Source organism: Pseudomonas sp. Pseusp11 (assembly GCF_047304405.1).
In the GTDB taxonomy this organism is placed as follows: Bacteria; Pseudomonadota; Gammaproteobacteria; order Pseudomonadales; family Pseudomonadaceae; genus Aquipseudomonas.
Genome location: NZ_JBGLZF010000019.1, coordinates 75,522 through 92,998, shown reverse-complemented (window position 1 = coordinate 92,998; position 17,477 = coordinate 75,522). Strand labels below are relative to the sequence as shown.

At 60.7% G+C, this 17,477-nt stretch carries 18 protein-coding genes and 1 riboswitch; of the genes, 5 read left to right on the top strand and 13 right to left on the bottom strand.

Going from position 1 to position 17,477, the window contains the following annotated elements:
* Positions 1 to 253: 253 nt before the first annotated feature.
* Genes ACCC96_RS17310 through ACCC96_RS17290 form a run of 5 tightly spaced genes read right to left on the bottom strand, consistent with a single transcriptional unit; the run spans position 254 to position 4,365 of the window.
* Entirely contained in the window at positions 254 to 907 is a 654-nt protein-coding gene (locus tag ACCC96_RS17310) for an urea amidolyase associated protein UAAP2 (RefSeq protein WP_413696398.1), read from the bottom strand.
* A gap of 11 nt (positions 908 to 918) precedes the next feature.
* The gene (locus ACCC96_RS17305) at positions 919 to 1,644 is read right to left on the bottom strand and encodes an urea amidolyase associated protein UAAP1 (protein ID WP_413696397.1); all 726 of its coding nucleotides are present in this window, start codon (positions 1,642 to 1,644) and stop codon (positions 919 to 921) included.
* Positions 1,645 to 1,656: 12 nt separating this feature from the next.
* Entirely contained in the window at positions 1,657 to 2,445 is a 789-nt protein-coding gene (locus tag ACCC96_RS17300) for an ABC transporter ATP-binding protein (protein ID WP_413696396.1), read from the bottom strand.
* A 19-nt stretch (positions 2,446 to 2,464) separates the two neighbouring features.
* Positions 2,465 to 3,280, bottom strand: a complete 816-nt coding sequence (locus tag ACCC96_RS17295; protein ID WP_413696395.1) for an ABC transporter permease — start codon at positions 3,278 to 3,280, stop codon at positions 2,465 to 2,467.
* A gap of 17 nt (positions 3,281 to 3,297) precedes the next feature.
* Positions 3,298 to 4,365, bottom strand: a complete 1,068-nt coding sequence (locus ACCC96_RS17290) for a putative urea ABC transporter substrate-binding protein (RefSeq protein ID WP_413696394.1) — start codon at positions 4,363 to 4,365, stop codon at positions 3,298 to 3,300.
* Between the two features lie 62 nt (positions 4,366 to 4,427).
* Positions 4,428 to 4,528, bottom strand: a riboswitch (guanidine-I (ykkC/yxkD leader).
* Between the two features lie 281 nt (positions 4,529 to 4,809).
* Between ACCC96_RS17290 and ACCC96_RS17285 the strand changes: the two genes are divergently transcribed.
* Positions 4,810 to 5,058: a hypothetical protein gene (locus ACCC96_RS17285; RefSeq protein ID WP_413696393.1), complete on the top strand. Its 249-nt coding sequence runs from the start codon at positions 4,810 to 4,812 to the stop codon at positions 5,056 to 5,058.
* A gap of 212 nt (positions 5,059 to 5,270) precedes the next feature.
* On the top strand, positions 5,271 to 5,714 hold the full coding sequence (locus ACCC96_RS17280; RefSeq protein WP_413696392.1) for a hypothetical protein: 444 nt from the start codon (positions 5,271 to 5,273) through the stop codon (positions 5,712 to 5,714).
* Positions 5,715 to 5,764: 50 nt separating this feature from the next.
* On the opposite strand, the gene ACCC96_RS17275 is transcribed toward ACCC96_RS17280, so the two are convergent.
* The gene (locus ACCC96_RS17275; RefSeq protein WP_413696391.1) at positions 5,765 to 6,877 is read right to left on the bottom strand and encodes an enoyl-CoA hydratase/isomerase family protein; all 1,113 of its coding nucleotides are present in this window, start codon (positions 6,875 to 6,877) and stop codon (positions 5,765 to 5,767) included.
* Between the two features lie 132 nt (positions 6,878 to 7,009).
* Here ACCC96_RS17275 and ung point away from each other — a divergent pair, with 132 nt between their 5' ends.
* Positions 7,010 to 7,702 (top strand): uracil-DNA glycosylase, encoded by a 693-nt coding sequence (ung, locus tag ACCC96_RS17270; RefSeq protein ID WP_007941426.1) that lies wholly within the window; start codon positions 7,010 to 7,012, stop codon positions 7,700 to 7,702.
* Between the two features lie 42 nt (positions 7,703 to 7,744).
* Here ung and ACCC96_RS17265 read toward each other — a convergent pair whose 3' ends face one another.
* Genes ACCC96_RS17265 through ACCC96_RS17245 form a run of 5 tightly spaced genes read right to left on the bottom strand, consistent with a single transcriptional unit; the run spans position 7,745 to position 13,118 of the window.
* Positions 7,745 to 8,785, bottom strand: a complete 1,041-nt coding sequence (locus tag ACCC96_RS17265; protein ID WP_413696390.1) for an AbrB family transcriptional regulator — start codon at positions 8,783 to 8,785, stop codon at positions 7,745 to 7,747.
* Positions 8,778 to 10,292, bottom strand: a complete 1,515-nt coding sequence (locus tag ACCC96_RS17260) for a tripartite tricarboxylate transporter permease (RefSeq protein WP_019647976.1) — start codon at positions 10,290 to 10,292, stop codon at positions 8,778 to 8,780. The genes ACCC96_RS17265 and ACCC96_RS17260 overlap by 8 nt, the downstream gene beginning before the upstream one ends.
* Position 10,293: 1 nt before the next feature.
* On the bottom strand, positions 10,294 to 10,752 hold the full coding sequence (locus ACCC96_RS17255) for a tripartite tricarboxylate transporter TctB family protein (protein ID WP_305422985.1): 459 nt from the start codon (positions 10,750 to 10,752) through the stop codon (positions 10,294 to 10,296).
* Positions 10,753 to 10,810: 58 nt separating this feature from the next.
* Positions 10,811 to 11,788, bottom strand: a complete 978-nt coding sequence (locus tag ACCC96_RS17250) for a Bug family tripartite tricarboxylate transporter substrate binding protein (RefSeq protein ID WP_018926791.1) — start codon at positions 11,786 to 11,788, stop codon at positions 10,811 to 10,813.
* Positions 11,789 to 11,825: 37 nt separating this feature from the next.
* Positions 11,826 to 13,118, bottom strand: a complete 1,293-nt coding sequence (locus ACCC96_RS17245) for an OprD family porin (RefSeq protein WP_413385998.1) — start codon at positions 13,116 to 13,118, stop codon at positions 11,826 to 11,828.
* A gap of 234 nt (positions 13,119 to 13,352) precedes the next feature.
* On the opposite strand from ACCC96_RS17245, the gene ACCC96_RS17240 reads away from it, so the two are divergent.
* A complete protein-coding gene (locus ACCC96_RS17240; RefSeq protein ID WP_007941432.1) occupies positions 13,353 to 14,024 on the top strand; it encodes a response regulator in 672 nt (223 codons plus the stop codon).
* Complete coding sequence (locus tag ACCC96_RS17235) at positions 14,017 to 15,405, top strand: sensor histidine kinase (RefSeq protein WP_413696389.1); 1,389 nt, start codon at positions 14,017 to 14,019, stop codon at positions 15,403 to 15,405. The genes ACCC96_RS17240 and ACCC96_RS17235 overlap by 8 nt, the downstream gene beginning before the upstream one ends.
* A 125-nt stretch (positions 15,406 to 15,530) precedes the next feature.
* Here the strand turns inward: ACCC96_RS17235 and ACCC96_RS17230 are convergent, their stop codons facing one another.
* Complete coding sequence (locus tag ACCC96_RS17230; protein WP_018926787.1) at positions 15,531 to 16,352, bottom strand: HDOD domain-containing protein; 822 nt, start codon at positions 16,350 to 16,352, stop codon at positions 15,531 to 15,533.
* A 35-nt stretch (positions 16,353 to 16,387) separates the two neighbouring features.
* Positions 16,388 to 17,329, bottom strand: a complete 942-nt coding sequence (locus ACCC96_RS17225) for a YgfZ/GcvT domain-containing protein (RefSeq protein WP_018926786.1) — start codon at positions 17,327 to 17,329, stop codon at positions 16,388 to 16,390.
* Positions 17,330 to 17,477 lie beyond the last annotated feature (148 nt).

Below are 17,477 nucleotides of genomic sequence, written 5' to 3'. Positions count from 1 at the left end.
CCCGGATGAACAAAATTCACGCTTTTTTGTGGCGAGGGAGCTTGTCGGATCGCCGCACCGTCCCGCTCGGCTGCGCAGCAGTCGCAAAACCTGCTGCTGTGGTCCGTCAGACATAGCGCGATAGCAGGGTTTGGGGCCGCTTCGCGACCCAGCGGGAGCAAGCTCCCTCGCCACAGGGATCAGCGTTGTTTGAGGCACTGGCCGGAGCGGGCCTGACACAGGGCAAACAACCACCGCCGCAAACGCGCAAGTTTCAGTTCCATACCAAAAGCTCCGCAGGCGTGGGGTTGTAGGCGTTGCACGGGTTGTTCAGTTGCGGGCAGTTGGAGATCAGCACGATCACGTCCATCTCGGCGCGCAGGTCGACGTATTTGCCGGGCGCTGAAATCCCGTCTTCAAACGTCAGCCCGCCATCGGCCGTCACCGGCACATTCATGAAGAAATTGATGTTCGGCCCGATGTCGCCCTTGCCCAGGCGCCCGTCGTGAGCGCAGGCGCGCAGGTAGTTGTCGCGGCAGCTGTGCATGTAGCGTTTTTCCAGGGCGTAACGCACGGTGTTGCTCTCTTGCGCGCAGGCACCGCCCAGGGTGTCGTGACGCCCGCAGGTGTCTTCGACGATGGTCAGCATTGGCTTGCCGAGGTTGGAATAGAGCACGCTGCCGGTGCTCAGGTAGACGCTGTTCTGCCGACGCAACGTGCGCTGCACGTCATAGCGTTCCTTGGGATTGGCAAGGCTGTAAAACAGAGTGTCGACCGCCTGATTGCCTTCCAGGTCGAGGATACGCAGGGTCTGGCCGGCCTTGACCTCCATCAGCCAGGGTTCGCCGGCCGGGATGGTGGCGCGGTAGACCGCAGCTTCTGGTTGCCTGCTTGTGGTAATAGCAGCAGTAGAGATAGCGAGTGACATGGCAGCGATCCTCAGGCGAACAGACGGTCGGTGTTGATGAAGCCGCGCTCGTTTTCCGGGCGCGAGGTGCGGCAATGTTCGGCGACACTGGCGTTGGCGTTCATCCAGCTAAGCTTCAGCGGTTTCGGTGAGTATTCCGGCGACGGATCCATCGGGTGTTGTAACGCGGTGAGTACCACCAGGGTGTCCATCGGCGCGTATAACTCGATGTAATCACCGGCCTTGGAGTTGCCTTCGACGAAGTGGAAGCGGCCAGCCTCATCGACGTTCACCCGGCTGAACAGGTTGAGCGTCATCAGCAGGTCGGACAGGCCCAGTCCCCACTTGCCCAGCTCCACCAGCAAATTGTCGGTGCCGTTGCGGAAGAAGCCGTTGCGCAGTTCCTGATAGCGGCCCTGGCCATATTTTTGTGCGACTTCTTCAGCGCAGAGCACGCCGCCGAGGCTGTCGCTCCAGCCACAGGTGTCGGCGGTGATGGCCGCCAGCACGCGGCCCATGTCCGAGTACAGGCAATGGCCGCTGGTGAGCTTGGCGGTGTGTTGGCATTTGAGGCTGTCGGGCAGATTCAGGCGTTCGGTTTTTTCGTTGGCGTTGAGCAACGTCAGGCTGACGTTGGCACCGCCGCGCAGGTCGGTCAGGCGCAGCAATTGGCCGCGTTTCAGGACGAATGAACGATGGCCGCCGCCGGGGAGCATTTCTTCGGCGAACGGCGGGAACAGTTGGGTCGAATCAGTCATATGCAGATTCCTCTAAGCGATACGAAGCGTGCCTGCCAACTGAGCTGGCAGGGCGTCGACGGCGGCGCGGTTGGCGCGGCGGTCGCTGTTCAAAGGGATGTCGTAGGTGATGCGTGCGCCATAGGCGCCGGGGGCGTGCGGGTCGACACGGACCTTGTCGAACACCAGCAAACGGGTGCCGAGACTGAAACCTTCGGACAGGTCGTGGGTGACCATGAACACCGTCAGTTGCGTCTCGCGCCACAGCTCCAGCAGCAGGCTGTGCATGTCTTTGCGGATGCCCGGATCGAGGGCGCCGAACGGTTCGTCGAGGAGCAACACGCGGGGTTTCATGATCAGCGCCTGGGCAATCGCCAGTCGTTGCTGCATACCACCTGAGAGCTGCGCCGGGTACTTGTCCAGTGAATGGCCGAGACCGACTTTGTGCAGCAACACTGAGGCATGTTCGCGTGCATCTTTTTTAGCACCGCCGAACAACCGCCCCAGTAATGGTGAGCGCGGGAGTTCGAGGCCGAGGGCGACGTTGTCCAGCACGGTCAGGTGCGGGAACACCGAGTAGCGCTGGAACACCACGCCACGGCTCGAATCCGGTTCGCCAGCCAATGCCTGACCGTCCAACAGAATCTCGCCGCGACTGGCGCGTTCCTGGCCGAGCAATAGCCGCAGGAAGGTCGATTTGCCGCAACCCGACGCGCCGACCAAGGTGCAGAACTCACCTTCGTTGACGCTCAGGTTCAGCCCTTCAAGCACCACCTGATCGGCGTATTGCTGCCAGACATTTTTCACTGTGATGAAGCTCATGCCCGCGCCCCTTCATAACTCATTTGGAGGCACCTTGGTGCCAGGGAAAGGCCCGTTGGGTCAGGCGCTTGAGGCCCCAGTCCATCAGCCAGGCGAGTAGGGTGATCCACACCACGTAGGGCAGAATCACGTCCATCGCCAGGTAGCGGCGCACCAGGAATATCCGGTAACCCAAACCGTCCGTGGAGGCGATGGCTTCGGCGGCGATCAAAAACAACCACGCCGAGCCGAGCATCAGTCGCAACGAGATCAGCAGGCGCGGCAGCAATTGCGGCAGCACCACACGCAGCATCAGAGTCCAGGTTGAAGCACCGAGGGTCTGTGCCTTGATCAGCAATTCCAGCGGAATTTCCCGGGCGCGCTGTTCCAGATCACGGGCCAGGCATGGGGTGATGCCGATCACGATCAGCATCACTTTCGACAACTCCCCCAACCCGAACACGATGAACAGAATCGGCAGAATTGCCAGTGGCGGCACCATCGACAGCACCGTCAGCACGGGCGACAACGGCGCACCAAACAGCGGCAGCGTACCGGCGGCGATGCCCAGGCAAAGCCCGGCCAGCGCACTGATGCCGAGGCCGATGGCCAACCGCCGCAGGCTGGAGGCGGTGTCTTGCCAGAGCAGGTATTCACCGGTGCGGGTGTCGGCGGTGAAGGCCAGGCGTTTCACCGCGTCGGTCATCTGCACGGCACTGGGCAGCAGTTTGTCGTTGGGGTTGTCCATCAGCCGTTCGGCCGAGCCCATGAAGTAGGCGAACAGCACCAGGGCGAACGGCAGGATCACCAACAGCAGGCGACTCGGGCGATCCGGGTGGCGATTGATCAGGCGCATGGCCAGCTCCTCCTGTCTTACAGCTTGGCGTCGGCGGCCATCTGCACGTAAGTCGGGTCGAAGCGCAGCTTGAGGTTGCCTTTATCGCCGCTGGTCACGCCATTGGCGAAGGCCATGCCGATGGCGCTGGTATCCTTGGCGCCTTCACCCAGCAAGCCGTGCTGGAACGAGAACTCGGCGACCTTGCGCATGGTGTCGGGCAGTTGCTTGCTGGTGGAGAACGCCAGGGCTTCTTTGGGCGTGGCGAACAGTTTGGTGGTGTCGAGTTGCGCCTGGAAACCGGCCAGGTCGGTGCCCGAAGCTTTGGCCATATGTTCGAGGGCGGCCTGGCTGGTGGCGTTTTTCGCGTTCATCAACGCGACCACTTCGAACCAGGCACCGGTCAGGGCTTTGCCCAGAGCCGGGTTGTCTTTGAGGGTGGCGCTGTTGACCACCATCATGTCCATGATTTCGCCGGGGATCTGGCTGGAATTGAACACTTCGGTCACCGCAGGCTTGGCCTTGATGTCCGAGAGCATCGGGTTCCAGGTGGTGACAGCGTTGACCTGCTCGGTGTTGAAGGCGGCGGAGATGTCGGCGTCGGAGGTGTTGACCACTTTCAGGTCTTTCTCGGTGAGGTCTACCGAATCCAGAGCACGGGCCAACAGGTAATGGGAAACAGACAGCTCCACCAGATTGACGTCCATGCCTTTGAGGTCAGCGACTTTCTTGCCTTCGCCTTTAAGCACGATGCCGTCGTTGCCGTTGGAGAAGTCGCTGACGATCAGCGCCGTGCTGTCGACGCCACCGGCCGCCGGAATGGTCAGCGCGTCCATGTTGGTCATGGTGCAGCCGTCGAACTGGCCGGCGGTGTATTGGTTGATGGATTCGACGTAGTCGTTGAGCTGCACCACATCAATCTTGATGCCGTACTTTTTCGCCCATTTGTCGACGATGCCCTGGCTGCCGGCATATTCCCAGGGCATCCAGCCGGCGTAGATAGTCCAGCAGACGCTGAAATGGTCTTTCTGTGCGGCCTGGGACGAGACACTTACAAGAGCTGCAAAAGCAGCGGCGAACAGGGCGGGTAAACGAAGTCGGGACATGGGATGGTTCTCCAGTTGATCAAGGGCGGACAGGAAGGCAGCGGCACCGCGAACGGTGGCTTGTCTCCCGGGCTTTTGTCCCGCCGTGTAACCTCAACTGGAGGTCGCCAACTCTCGGACCAGCCACTCGCGATTGCGAGCCGGAACCCTAGTCAGCCATTGCAAATTGTGGTGCCGCGAACCTGTGATGACTCCTGCACGCCTTTGGTTAAGCGAGAGCCGTGCCAAGTTGGCTTGAGCGCTCTGGCTGGGGCATGGAAGGGTGGGGGGAGATCAAAGGGACAGGGCGCTTTGCCTTGTCATGGTGCGCTGCGCATGGGCATGCACCGTAGAAGGACGGCTAGCCGCTGATCTGAAGGTCGATGCGATCAGGCACTCGGAGCCTGTTTTAAAGTCAAAACAGGTGTGACTCGACTGCCGTTGCAGGTCTTTCAGGAGGCCTCCATGTTCTGTCAGAAAAAGCTCCGCCAAATACTGCTCAGTGTGTTTTTTGGTTTGGGTCTGTCCGGGTGTTACTACTACGTAGGTCCTGCCGATTCTTATCCGGCACCTTATTACTACCCCGGCTATTACTCGCCTTACTATTACGGCGGCTATTACGGGCCGCGTGTTTACGGTGGCTATCGCTATTATTACTACGGTGGACACGGACCTGGTCATTACGGCGGTGGATACAATCGCTGGCACCACTAATCAACTCATGAATACATCGGCGCCTCCGGCTTATGCAGGCGCCGTTTTCTTTTGCGCAGGATGAAAAACCTTTCATCGGCTACTTGTTTCTACGTGTTGCAGAAACGCACCAGATCCCGATTTCACTGTCTGATCTTTCGACAGTCGCCGAACAATTGACTGTCGCCTGCCAGCGTCGCTGGTATGGCTCACTCGCGGTCCAGGAGGCCGCCATGCTCTGTCGAAAACAGCTCCGCCATATTCTGCTGATCGTTCTATCGGGATTGTTTCTTGGTGCGTGCGTGCCCTATTCCGATGGCGACAGCTACTACCGCTCGGATGTCTACACGTCCCCGGCGCCGTATTACTCCGATGGTGGTTACTACACAGCTCCGCGCAGGTACTACTCGCCGCCTGCACGGTATTACCAGCCATCGCCACGTTATTACTACCAGCCGCGGGTTTATCAACCGGCACCGCGCTATTACGACTACCGCGGCAACCAGAATCGCGGATGGGACCGTCATGACCGCGGTGGTTGGGATGGTCGTCGCGACGGTTGGGACGGCCGTAATCGCGGCAACTGGAACGACGATTCTCGGGGCCACAGTGGACGGGATCACCATGGCGGAAGAGGCGATCATGGCGATAACGATGGCCGAGGCGGCCGTCGCTAACTCCTCAATAGAAAGCGGCGCATGAAGCGCCGCTTTTTTGTGCCTGGATATCAGTATTCCGACAGATCCGCCAACGGATGCCGACCTTCCCAGACCTTGTGAAAATGCGCTTCCACCGCAGCTTCCGGCACCGTATTGATATCCGGCCAGTGCCAGTGAGGTTTCTGGTCCTTGTCGATCAACCGCGCACGCACGCCCTCGCTGAATTCCGGATGACGGCAGCAATTGAGGCTCATGGTGTATTCCATCTGAAAGACTTGAGCCAGCGACAGGTGCCGGGCTCGGGCGATCTGTTCCCACACCAGATGAGCGGTCAGGGGCGAGCCTTCAATCATGGTGCAGGCCGCACGACTGAGCAGCGGGTCTTTATGAACGCGTAGCGCACTGATGGCCTTCCAGGCACAACGAACGTCGCTGACATCCAGCAACTCGTCGATCTGCTGGCGTCGTGGCAGCCACTGCGCTTCCGGCATTTTTACGAGTGCTTCTTGTTGCAAGGCCTTGAGCAGGCTGTTGAGCTGCATGGCGGTCTGTTCCTGCCAGTTCAATTGCAGCAAACCTTCGATCAGCTCTTGCTGTTGTTGATCGAGCAAAAAGCGGTCTGCGAGGTCCAGATCGATTGCATCGCGACCGTTCATCCGGGCGCCGGTCAGGCCGAGAAACAACCCGAGCTTGCCGGGCAGCCGCGACAGAAACCAGCTGGCGCCGACGTCCGGGTACAAGCCGATGCCAATCTCCGGCATCGCCAACCGGCTGCTCGGTGTAACAATCCGGATGCTTGCCCCTTGCAGCAGCCCCATGCCGCCGCCCAGCACGTAACCATGCCCCCAGCAGATTAACGGTTTCGGGTAGGTGTGCAGATTGAAGTCGAGGCGATATTCTGCCGCAAAGAAGTGTGCAGCCAAAGGCGGCACTTCTCCGGGATGGGCGCGACACGCCTCCACCAGACTGCGTACTTCACCGCCGGCGCAGAAGGCCTTGGCGCCATTGCCGCGCAGCAGCACGCAAACGATCTGTGGTTCCTTGGCCCAGACGTCCAGTTGATCGCGCAAGGCGTTGATCATCGGCAAGGAGAGGGCGTTGAGGGACTTTTCGGCATCCAGGCTGGCGATACCGATGCGTGCGCCGTCGGTGCCGGTGAGTTCTTCGAAGTGCAGATTCATCGTGACCTCGATCGGGAATTTGAGCGTTCAGTATGATCGCTCTATAGGAAAATGCCGGATCTGTGTCAGATCAATTGACAAGCGTGATGGGCTTTCCTAGGGTTCGCCCCATTGTTTTTGCCGGATGTAACCATGACTGCTGACGACCGTATCAAACTCGAACCGAGCTGGAAGGAGGCCCTGCGTGCCGAATTCGACCAGCCTTACATGGCAGAGTTGCGCACATTCCTGCAACAGGAGCGCGCGGCGGGCAAGGAGATCTATCCGCCGGGACCGTTGATTTTCAACGCGCTCAATTCCACGCCGCTGGACAAGGTCAAGGTGGTCATCCTCGGGCAGGATCCATACCACGGCCCCGGTCAGGCCCATGGGTTGTGCTTCTCGGTGCAACCGGGCGTACCGGCGCCGCCGTCGCTGGTGAACATCTATAAAGAGTTGAAACGCGACCTGAACATCGACATCCCCAACCACGGCTACCTGCAGAGTTGGGCGGAGCAGGGCGTGTTGATGCTCAACACCACCATGACCGTGGAACGAGCGAATGCCAACGCCCATGCGGGCAAGGGCTGGCAGTATTTTACCGACCGGATTATCGAAGTGGTCAGCGAACACCAGCCACATCTGGTGTTCCTGCTGTGGGGCGCGCATGCCCAGAGCAAGCAGAAACTCATCGATGCCACCAAACACCTGGTGCTGACCTCGGTACACCCGTCGCCGCTGTCCGCTTATCGCGGCTTCCTCGGCTGCGGGCATTTCAGTCGGGCGAACAAGTTTCTGGAACAGAATGGCGAGACGCCGATCGAGTGGCGGTTGCCGCCGGTTTGATGCGCTGAATGATCGTTCCCACGCAGAGCGTGGGAACGATCATCAAACGGAATCTGGCTCCCGATTCCAATACCTGAACAACGGCTCCGCCAAAAACAACACGAACAACAGCCGCATCACCTGCATCGCCGTCACCAGCGGCACCGACAATTGCAGGGTCTCAGCCGTCAAACTCATCTCGGCAATCCCGCCGGGCATCATGCCCAGCGTCAGCGAACGCAGATCCAGATGGGTCAATGCACTCAAACCCAGCGCCGCCAGCGTGGCGATCAACATGGTCAAGACCGTGCCGATCAGGGTCCGGCCCATGAAGGACGGCGCCCGTCGGAAGAACTGTCGATTGAAGTGGCAGCCCAACCCGCTGCCGATCAGCCACTGGCCGATCTGACTGCCGCCGTTGGGCAGGCCGATGTGCAGGTCCCAACCAATGCTCACTGCCGCACTCACCAGCAACGGCCCGAACAGCCAGGGGTTGGGTTGCCGCATGCGCTCCCAGATCCAGGCGGCCAGGGCGCCCGCCGGGAACAGAATGGCCAGCCACCACCAGTTGACGGTCGCAGCATGCAAGACCGGCGCACCGTCGCCCAACAGATACTTGAACGCCGCCGGCACACACAGCACCACCACCAGCACCCGCAAGCTTTGCCCCGCGGCAACACGGCTGAGCACCGCGCCGTTGCGGGCGCCGAGGTTGACCATCTCCCCGGAGCCACCGGGCATGCTGGAAAAGAACGCTGTGGCGCGATCTTCGCCGGTACGCCGCATCAACCAGACCCCGACCACCGCGGACAGGCTGGTGACTAACGCACCGAAGAAGATCAGACCAAAGTGGCTCAGCACCTGCTCCATCACCACCGGGGTGAAGTGCAGGCCGATGCCGATGCCGACAACCCACTGGCCGCACTTGCGCCCGCCAGGGATTTCCGCCAATTGCCAGGGGGTCAGGCAGCGCACGAGGATAATCGCCAGTAACGAGCCGACCATCCACGGTAGAGGCCAGCCGATCTGGCTGGCGAGATAACCGCCCAGCAGACCGACCAGCGGTGTTCCCCACCAGGCTTTGAAAGGTGTTCGATCAGACATCGGCGATAGCGCGCCGGGCGACCGAACGTTTGCGCCAGATGCGCAGCAGTGGCATCAGCAACATGATTGCAGTCAGCACCCAGCAACCGAACGTGATCGGGCTCGACCAGAGGATTTCCAGTGCTCCGTTGGAAATCGACAGCGCGCGACGCAGGTTCTGCTCCATCAGACCACCGAGGATGAAGCCCAGCAATATTGGCGACAACGGGAAGTCCAGCTTGCGCAGGATGTAGCCGAAGATGCCGATGCCGATCATCAGAAACAGGTCGAAGGTGGTGGCGTGTACGGCGTAGACGCCGATCCCGGTGATGATCGCGATCACCGGCACCAGTGCCCAGTTCGGCACGGCGAGGATGCGGGTGAAGACGCGGATCATCGGGATGTTGAGGATCACCAACATCACGTTGGCGATGAACAACGACGCAATCAGGCCCCAGACGATGTCTGGCTGCTGCTGGAACAACAGTGGACCCGGGGTGATGTTGTACAGCGACAGTGCGCCGATCATCACTGCCGTGGTACCCGAGCCCGGAACACCGAGGGTCAGCATCGGCACCAGGGCACCGCAGGCCGCGCCACCGATGGCGGTTTCCGGAGCCGCGAGGCCACGCATGTCGCCTTGGCCGAAAGTGCCCTTGGCACCGGCGATACGTTTCTCGGTCATGTAGGCCACCGCGCTGGCCAGCGTCGCGCCGGCACCCGGCAACACGCCCATGATGAAGCCCAGCAAACCGCAACGGATGTTCACCACGAACACCGCCGAGGCTTCCTTGAAGTTGAACATCATGCGCCCGGTGGCTTTCACCGCTTCCTGGCCACGGTGGGTTTTTTCCAGCAGCAACAGGATTTCGCTGATGGAGAACAGGCCCAATACCAGCACGACGAACTGAATGCCGTCCGTCAGATGAATGTTGTCCCCGGTGAAACGGTATACGCCGCTGTTGGCATCGATCCCGACGCTCGACAGAAACAGACCGATCAGCGCTGCAATGAAGGTCTTGAGCGGTCGGTCGCCGGCCATGCCGCCGAGACAGACAATCGCAAACACCATCAGTACGAAATATTCCGCCGGTCCGAAGGCAATCGCCCATTTCGCCAGCAGCGGGGCGAACAGCACCATGCCGCAAGTCGCGATGAAGGCACCGATGAACGAACTCCACGCCGACAGCGACAGCGCTACACCGGCCAGACCCTTGCGGGCCATCGGGTAACCGTCGAGGGTGGTCATGACGGTGGAGGCTTCACCCGGAATGTTCAGCAGGATCGAGCTGATCCGGCCGCCGTATTCGCAACCCAGGTACACCGCCGCCAGCAGGATCAACGCCGACTCCGGTGGCAGGCCGAGGGCGAACGCAATCGGAATCAGCAACGCCACGCCGTTGATCGGACCCAGCCCCGGCAGCAGGCCGACGACGGTGCCGATCAAGGTGCCGCACAGTGCGGTCACCAGGTTGTACGGGCTCAGCGCAACGCCGAAGCCCTGACCCAAATAGCCAAGAGTATCCATATCAGTTCTCCAGAACGTCGAGCACGCCCAACGGCAGTGGCACGTCCATCAACTTGTCGAACAGCAGATAAAGACCGATAGCCATCAGGCTGATGATCACCGCGCTGGGCAGCCAGCGGCCGCCATACAGGCGTGCCATCGGGACCCCGATCAGAATGCTGGCGACGATGAAACCAAGGGGTTCGAAGGCCCCGGCGAACACCAGCAACAGCAGCACGCAGATGCCGATCTTGATCAGGGTTTCGCGGTCCAGTTTCGGGTCGTCATCGCTGTGCACGATCGGCGCCGGCCGAAACACCATGTACAGCAAAGCCAGGCCCATCAGGCCGAGCATCAGCAGGGGGAAGGCGCGAGGCCCGACCGGTTCGTAGGAAAAAGCCGCTTGATACGGCCACGCCATCAGCGCCAGGCCGACACAGGCCAGCAACAGCACCGAAGCAAAAATGCGTTGTATGAGCATGGGGAACTCCTGGGCCACGACCCCGAGAACCGGGGCCGCAGCCGCTAGACAGAGGCGATCACTGGATCAGGCCGAACTCTTTGGCCAGCACTTTGTAGTCCGCGACCTGCTTCTTCACGTAGGTGTCCAGCTCCGGGCCGGTCATGGCGAACGGGAACAGTTCACGCTGATCGCGCAACTTGGCGAAATCCTCGGAGGCCAGCAGTTTGTCGAAGGCGTTTTTCCACCAGGCGTAGTCCTCGTCGCTGACTTTTGGCCCGAGGTAGAAACCGCGAACCACCGGCCAGACGATGTTGTAGCCTTGCTCTTTAGCGGTCGGAATGTCTTTCATTTCCGGCTCGTCCAGACGCTTCTCGGAGAACACCGCCAGCAGACGCATGTCACCGCTCAGGATGTGTGGCATGGAGTCGGAGATGTCGGTGCTGCCGACCTGGATGTGGCCGCCGAGCAGGGCGGTGGCGATTTCACCGCCGCCTTCGAGGGCGACGTAACGCAGGTCGCGCGGGTTGATCCCTGCTGCCTTGGCGATCAGGGCTGTTTGCATCCAGTCCTGGCTGCCGACGGTGCCGCCGGAGCCGATCACTACGGAGCTAGGGTCTTTCTTCAGGGCTTTGACCAGATCGTCCAGGGTCTTGTAAGGCGAATCGCTTTTCACCGCGATCGCGCCATAGCTGGTGCCAACGGCCGCCAGCCAGCGCACCGCGCTTTCATCAAAACGTCCGAATTTACCTTGCGCCAGGTTCAGCAGCGAACCGCTGGACCAGGCCACCAGCGTGCCGGCATCGGCCGGGCGCTGTGCGACCACCGCGTTGTACGCCACCGCGCCGACACCGCCGGGCATGTAGGTCACGCGCATCGGTTTGGTCAGCAGTTTTTCGTTGACCAGCGCGCTTTGCGCCAGTTTGCAGGTGAGGTCGAAACCGCCGCCCGGCGAGGCCGGGGCGATGCATTCCGGGCGTTTGGGTTCGGCCAGCAATTGGCCGGCGAACAGCATGATGCCGGTGGCCAGAGCAACTTTACGCAGTGACAGGTTCATTCAAGTCTCCTTAAGTTTTTGTTATGGACGTACTGAATTACCAAAGTGCAACGCTATAGCTCACCAGCAGACGCACTTCATCGGCATCGCGAGCGGAGTAGTTGGAACGGTAGGTGGCATTACGCAGGCGTACGGCAACGTCCTTGAGGGCGCCGCTTTGTACGACGTATTTGATTTCGGTGTTGCGTTCCCACTCTTTGCCTTCGTCACCGTTTTTGAGCTTGATGTTGTCGCCGCTCACGTAACGGCTCATGAAGCTCAGGCCGGGAATGCCAAGTTTGGCGAAGTCGTAATCGTAACGTGCCTGCCAGGAGTGTTCTTCGGCGCCGGCAAAGTCGTTGATCTGCACGAAGTTGACCAGGTACGGATCGCTGCCATCGACGTAGGGGAAGGCACTGTCGCCGGACATGTGCTGATAGCCGGCGCTGAGTTTATGCCCGTTCAAGGCGTAGCTCACCAGCCCGTTCAGGGATTTGTTGTCGATTTTGCCGCCACGGGCCGCGCCCTCGTCGTCGCTGATGGCAAATCGCAGATCGGTACCGAAAGTACCGGGGCCGAACGGTTGCGAAGCGACAACACCGAGGAAGTGCTGGTTGTAGACTTCATCGAGTTGAGCGAAGTGGTAGCTGCCGGTGATCTTGTCGGTGAACTTGTAGTCCACGCCGCCAAAATCAAAATGCTTGCCTGCCACGGTGCCGGCGAAGCGGCTGTTCTTGTTGTTGAGGGCGATGTCCTCGAAGTCGGTGCTGTCGCGGTCCTTGGCTTTCTCCAGACGCCCGCCGGTGAAGGTCAGGTTCTTGATCTCTTTGGAGGTCAGCATCCCGCCTTCAAAGGTCTGCGGCAGAATGCGGCCGTCGTTGGGCTTGAGGATCGGCAGTTCCGGAATCAGGCTGCCGATTTTCAGTTCCGTGGCGGAGATCTTCACTTTGCCGGTCAGGCCGAGCTTGGAATACTCGTTCGCCGCGCGCCCGTCGTCATGGGTTGGCAGCAGGCCGGTACCGGTGCGGTCCGGACTCGAATCGAGTTTTACCCCCAGCATGCCCAGCGCATCGACACCGAACCCCACGGTGCCGTCGGTGTAACCCGATTGCAGATTGAGCATGAACCCCTGGGCCCATTCGTCCCGCTTGGATTGCTGGGCGCTGGTGCCGTCGCGAAAGTCGCGATTGAAATACATGTTGCGGGTTTCGAAGGTTGCCTTACTGTCTTCGAAGAAGGCAGCCTGGCTCAACGGCGAAAAGCCGGCGAGGGCGGCGGCACTGACAAGGGCGGTCTGGCTGAGGCGGGAAAAACGAACAGGCGGGCGAGCCTGAAGCTGCATGGACAGCATGGTGACATACTCCGTTTATTGTTCTTATTTGGCGAAAACGCTTCGAGGCGTTTTTCGTACGCTATGTGCGGTAGCGACGGCAGTCGAAACTGTCCGTGGCTGGACTCTAACCGGCTTACCTTTCGCTAACCTTTCAGCTGACTTTCACGGTTTTCGGGCTTCACAGCGACGGATGCGGCTGTAAACTCCGCGCCAAAGAATGGCGTCGACCATCCCTGAATGAGGTAAAGATCCATGCGTGTTCTGCTCGTCGAAGACCATCTGCAGCTTGCCGAAAGTGTCGCCCAGGCGCTCAAAAGCACCGGGCTGACCGTGGATGTGCTGCATGACGGCGTGGCGGCCGACCTGGCCTTGAGCAGCGAGGAATACGCCATGGCGATCCTCGATGTCGGCCTGCCGCGCATGGACGGTTTCGAAGTGCTGGCGCGCTTGCGGGCCCGGGGCAAGAACCTGCCGGTGCTGATGCTGACCGCCCGCAGCGACGTCAAGGACCGGGTCCATGGCCTGAACCTGGGGGCTGACGATTACCTGGCCAAACCTTTCGAACTGACCGAACTCGAAGCCCGGGTCAAAGCCTTGCTGCGCCGCAGTGTGCTCGGCGGTGAACGCCAGCAGCGCTGTGGCGTGCTGGCCTATGATCTGGACACCCGGCGCTTCACCCTCGGCGAAGAATTGCTGACCCTGACCTCCCGCGAGCAGGCAGTGCTCGAAGCACTGATCGCCCGTCCCGGCCGGGTGATGAGCAAGGAGCAATTGGCGGCTCAGGTCTTCGGCCTGGACGAGGAGGCCAGTCCCGATGCCATCGAGATCTACGTCCACCGCTTGCGCAAAAAACTCGACGGCCAACCGGTGGCCATCGTGACCTTCCGTGGCCTTGGCTATTTGCTGGAAAGCCGCGATGCATAAGCTCAGCAGCCTGCGTTGGCGGTTGCTGTGGAACCTCGCGCTGCTGCTGGTGGTGTTGATGATCGCCAGTGGTTTGAGTGCGTACTGGAACGGTCGCGAAGCCGCCGACACCGCGTATGACCGGACCTTGCTGGCCTCGGCGCGGACCATCGCCGCCGGCCTGTCCCAGCGCGACGGCAGCCTCAGCGCCAACGTGCCCTACGTGGCCCTCGACACATTCGCCTACGACAGCGCCGGGCGGATTTTTTACCTGGTCAACGACATCAATCAGAAGCTGATTTCGGGCTACGAAAACCTGCCGGCACCGCCGCCGGGAACGCCGCGCACCGATGATTATCCGGCGCTGGCGCGGTTCTACAACGCCACTTACCAAGGGCAGAACGTGCGGGTGGTCAGCCTGCTCAAAGCGGTCAGCGAACCGAACATGAACGGCATGGCGGAGATCCGCGTGGCGGAAACCGATGAGGCGCGGGTCCGCATGGCGCGCAGCCTGATGGCCGACACGTTGTTGCGGTTGGGCATGCTGGCGATCGGTGCGTTGTTGCTGGTGTGGTTTGCGGTCAGTGCGGCGCTGCGTCCGCTGGAGCGCTTGCGCAACGCGGTGGAAGAGCGTCAGCCCGACGACTTGCGGCCCTTGCCGCTGGTGGAAGTGCAGCACGAACTGGGGCCGCTGGTGCGCGCGCTTAATCACTTTACCGAGCGGTTGCGTGGGCAGTTCGAGCGCCAGGCGCAATTCATCGCCGATGCCGCCCATGAACTGCGCACACCGTTGGCGGCGCTCAAGGCACGACTCGAACTGGGCTTGCGCTCAAATGAGCCCGAAACCTGGCGCAGCACCCTGGAAACCGCCGCCCAGGGTACGGATCGCCTGACTCATCTGGCCAATCAATTGCTCTCGCTGGCACGGGTCGAGAACGGCGCCCGGGCCATCGCCGAGGGCGGTGCGCAGTTGCTCGACCTCAGTCAGTTGGCCCGTGAACTGGGCATGGCCATGGCGCCGCTGGCCCATGCACGTGGCGTGGCACTGGCGTTGGAGGCTGACGAGCCGGTGTGGATGCGTGGTGAGCCGACGCTGCTGAACGAGCTGTTGAGCAATCTGGTGGACAACGCACTGGCCCACACGCCACCGGGCGGCAATGTGATTCTGCGGGTCACGGCGCCGGCGGTGCTGGAGGTCGAGGACGATGGTCCGGGAATTCCCCTTGAGGAGCGGGAGCGGGTGTTCGAGCGTTTTTACCGGCGTAACCAGCAGGTGGCGGGATCGGGATTGGGGCTGGCGATTGTCGGCGAGATCTGCCGCGCCCACCTGGCGCAGATCAGCCTGCACGATGGCGAGTTGGCGGGACTGAAAGTGCGGGTGAGTTTTATTGCGGGGGAGTGAACACACTCACACCTGTGGAGAGAGGCTTGTTGTGGCGAGGGAGCTTGCTCCCGTTGGGCTGCGAAGCGGCCCCAAGAAGGGACTGCTGCGCAGTCCAACGGGGGCAAGCCCCCTCGCCACAGAAATCAGTAAAACATCGACCGCGACTCTTCCAGATCCTTGCACATCGCCTCGTTCTCCGGATCGATTCCCAGCTTCTTGAAGGCTGGCACACTGAACGGGTCGATACGGGCCAGGGGATGATCGGTGTCCTTGTGGCAATACAGGCTGGCCACTTGCACCAGATCGACATAGTCGACCCGCGCCGATTGCCGCTTGAAATCCAGATACAGCCCCGGCAATTGCACCAGCATTTCCGGAAAATCCCAGACCCTGAGCAATTTATCGCCGAGCAGCGGATGGATGCGTTCGATCACATGGTTGAGGCTGACCGGGTCTGACAGCAATTCATAGTGATCTTCGGCGTAGGTCAGGATCGGCAGCACGCCAATCTGATGCACCAGCCCGCCGAGCGCCGCTTGATCAGGCTTGAGTTGTGTGTAGCTGCGGCACAACGCATAGCTGACGCCGGCGATTTCCAGGCTTTTGCGCCAGACCTCGCGCATTTTCTGTTCCACCACTTCGGAACGGGCATTGAAAATCTGTTCCATCACCAGGCCGATGGCCAGGTTGCTGCTGTAATTGACGCCCAGCCGGGTGATGGCCGTGTGCAAGTCAGTCACTTCCTGGGTCGCGCGCAGCAACGGGCTATTGACCACTTTGATCAGGCGCGCCGACAGCGCGGTATCGCGGCCGATCACTTTGCTCAGGGTGCTGACACTGATTTCCGGGTCTTCGGCGGCCTTGCGAATCTGCAGGGCCACTTCCGGTAATGTTGGCAGAACCAGGTCATCATTATCGATGGCCTCAACCAAATCCTGTTGGACCTTATCCGCCAGCTCACTCATTTCTTTTCTCTAGGGTATTGCGACAAGTGCTGCTGTTAACGCTGGATTTCGCGATCACGATCCAGTTGGTAAGGCAGGTCGAGCAGATGCAGGCCCGGACCTTCGAGTGCGCCAAGGTGCAGGTTGCCATCTTCTGCAGCTTCGGCTTGCAGCACGGCCAGGAGTTCAATGTTTTGCTCGGTGCGAGCCGCGATCACCACTTCACCAATCGAACTGCCGTGAGTCGGGGAGAACAGTGGTGTGCCGGGTTCAGGCAGTTCACTACCTTCCAGTTGCAAGCGATACAGGCGACGCTTGAGTTTGCCCAGGTATTGCATGCGCGCAACGATTTCCTGACCGGTGTAGCAACCCTTTTTGAAGCTCACGCCGCCGACGGCTTGCAGATTGAGCATCTGCGGGATGAACAGCTCGCGGGTGCTCGGCATGACCTGGCCGATCCCTGCGCGGATCTGGCCCAGCAGCCATTGATTCAGTTCGCCTTCGGCCAGCAGGGCGGACAGCTTGCCCTTGATGGTGTCGGCTTGATCGGCGTTCACCCAGAGTTCAGCGCGCTCAGGCGAGACGCGAAGGGCGATCAGGCCGTCATTACGCACAACGCTGTCGGTGTCGACCGGTAGCGCCAGGCCCAGGCTGGCCAGTGCCGCATCGCCATGCTCAAGGCCAAAACGAACCCAGCCGGCACTTTCGTCGGTCAGTTTCGATTTGGAGAACACTGCGTACTTTTTCAGGTCCGCCAGTTGCGGCTCCAGCAGTTCGCTGGCCATCGCCATGAGCACACCGTCGCCTTCCAGCAGAATGCGGAAGCTCGATTGCATCCGGCCTTTCTGCGTGCAGCGCGCACCAAGGCTGGCCTGTGTGTCGCTCAGGTAATTGAGGTTGCAAGTCAATTGGCCTTGCAGGAATTTGCTGGCATCCGAGCCGCGTACCGCGAGAACGCCTTCGTGAGACAGTGTGCAGAAAAAAGCAGAATCGGCCATGGGTCATCGCAGGGTAAAGAGTCTGAGGGACATCATAAGGGGACGCCCTTGAAATGGGTAGTTCACAAAGGATCGTCAGTGCCGACCAAAGCCGACTGTTCGGCTCGCCTCGGGGCTGTATACTTGCGGCCTATTTGAGGAGCGCTCC

Bases quoted from the DNA above. Each gene is read 5' to 3' on its own strand.
- ACCC96_RS17255 (WP_305422985.1), bottom strand. From the start codon at position 10,752: ATGCTCATACAACGCATTTTTGCTTCGGTGCTGTTGCTGGCCTGTGTC.
- ACCC96_RS17265 (WP_413696390.1), bottom strand. From the start codon at position 8,785: ATGTCTGATCGAACACCTTTCAAAGCCTGGTGGGGAACACCGCTGGTC.
- ACCC96_RS17230 (WP_018926787.1), bottom strand. From the start codon at position 16,352: ATGAGTGAGCTGGCGGATAAGGTCCAACAGGATTTGGTTGAGGCCATC.
- ACCC96_RS17240 (WP_007941432.1), top strand. From the start codon at position 13,353: ATGCGTGTTCTGCTCGTCGAAGACCATCTGCAGCTTGCCGAAAGTGTC.
- ACCC96_RS17280 (WP_413696392.1), top strand. From the start codon at position 5,271: ATGCTCTGTCGAAAACAGCTCCGCCATATTCTGCTGATCGTTCTATCG.
- ACCC96_RS17250 (WP_018926791.1), bottom strand. From the start codon at position 11,788: ATGAACCTGTCACTGCGTAAAGTTGCTCTGGCCACCGGCATCATGCTG.
- ung (WP_007941426.1), top strand. From the start codon at position 7,010: ATGACTGCTGACGACCGTATCAAACTCGAACCGAGCTGGAAGGAGGCC.
- ACCC96_RS17300 (WP_413696396.1), bottom strand. From the start codon at position 2,445: ATGAGCTTCATCACAGTGAAAAATGTCTGGCAGCAATACGCCGATCAG.
- ACCC96_RS17290 (WP_413696394.1), bottom strand. From the start codon at position 4,365: ATGTCCCGACTTCGTTTACCCGCCCTGTTCGCCGCTGCTTTTGCAGCT.
- ACCC96_RS17295 (WP_413696395.1), bottom strand. From the start codon at position 3,280: ATGCGCCTGATCAATCGCCACCCGGATCGCCCGAGTCGCCTGCTGTTG.
- ACCC96_RS17225 (WP_018926786.1), bottom strand. From the start codon at position 17,329: ATGGCCGATTCTGCTTTTTTCTGCACACTGTCTCACGAAGGCGTTCTC.
- ACCC96_RS17305 (WP_413696397.1), bottom strand. From the start codon at position 1,644: ATGACTGATTCGACCCAACTGTTCCCGCCGTTCGCCGAAGAAATGCTC.
- ACCC96_RS17310 (WP_413696398.1), bottom strand. From the start codon at position 907: ATGTCACTCGCTATCTCTACTGCTGCTATTACCACAAGCAGGCAACCA.
- ACCC96_RS17245 (WP_413385998.1), bottom strand. From the start codon at position 13,118: ATGCTGTCCATGCAGCTTCAGGCTCGCCCGCCTGTTCGTTTTTCCCGC.
- ACCC96_RS17275 (WP_413696391.1), bottom strand. From the start codon at position 6,877: ATGAATCTGCACTTCGAAGAACTCACCGGCACCGACGGCGCACGCATC.
- ACCC96_RS17260 (WP_019647976.1), bottom strand. From the start codon at position 10,292: ATGGATACTCTTGGCTATTTGGGTCAGGGCTTCGGCGTTGCGCTGAGC.
- ACCC96_RS17285 (WP_413696393.1), top strand. From the start codon at position 4,810: ATGTTCTGTCAGAAAAAGCTCCGCCAAATACTGCTCAGTGTGTTTTTT.
- ACCC96_RS17235 (WP_413696389.1), top strand. From the start codon at position 14,017: ATGCATAAGCTCAGCAGCCTGCGTTGGCGGTTGCTGTGGAACCTCGCG.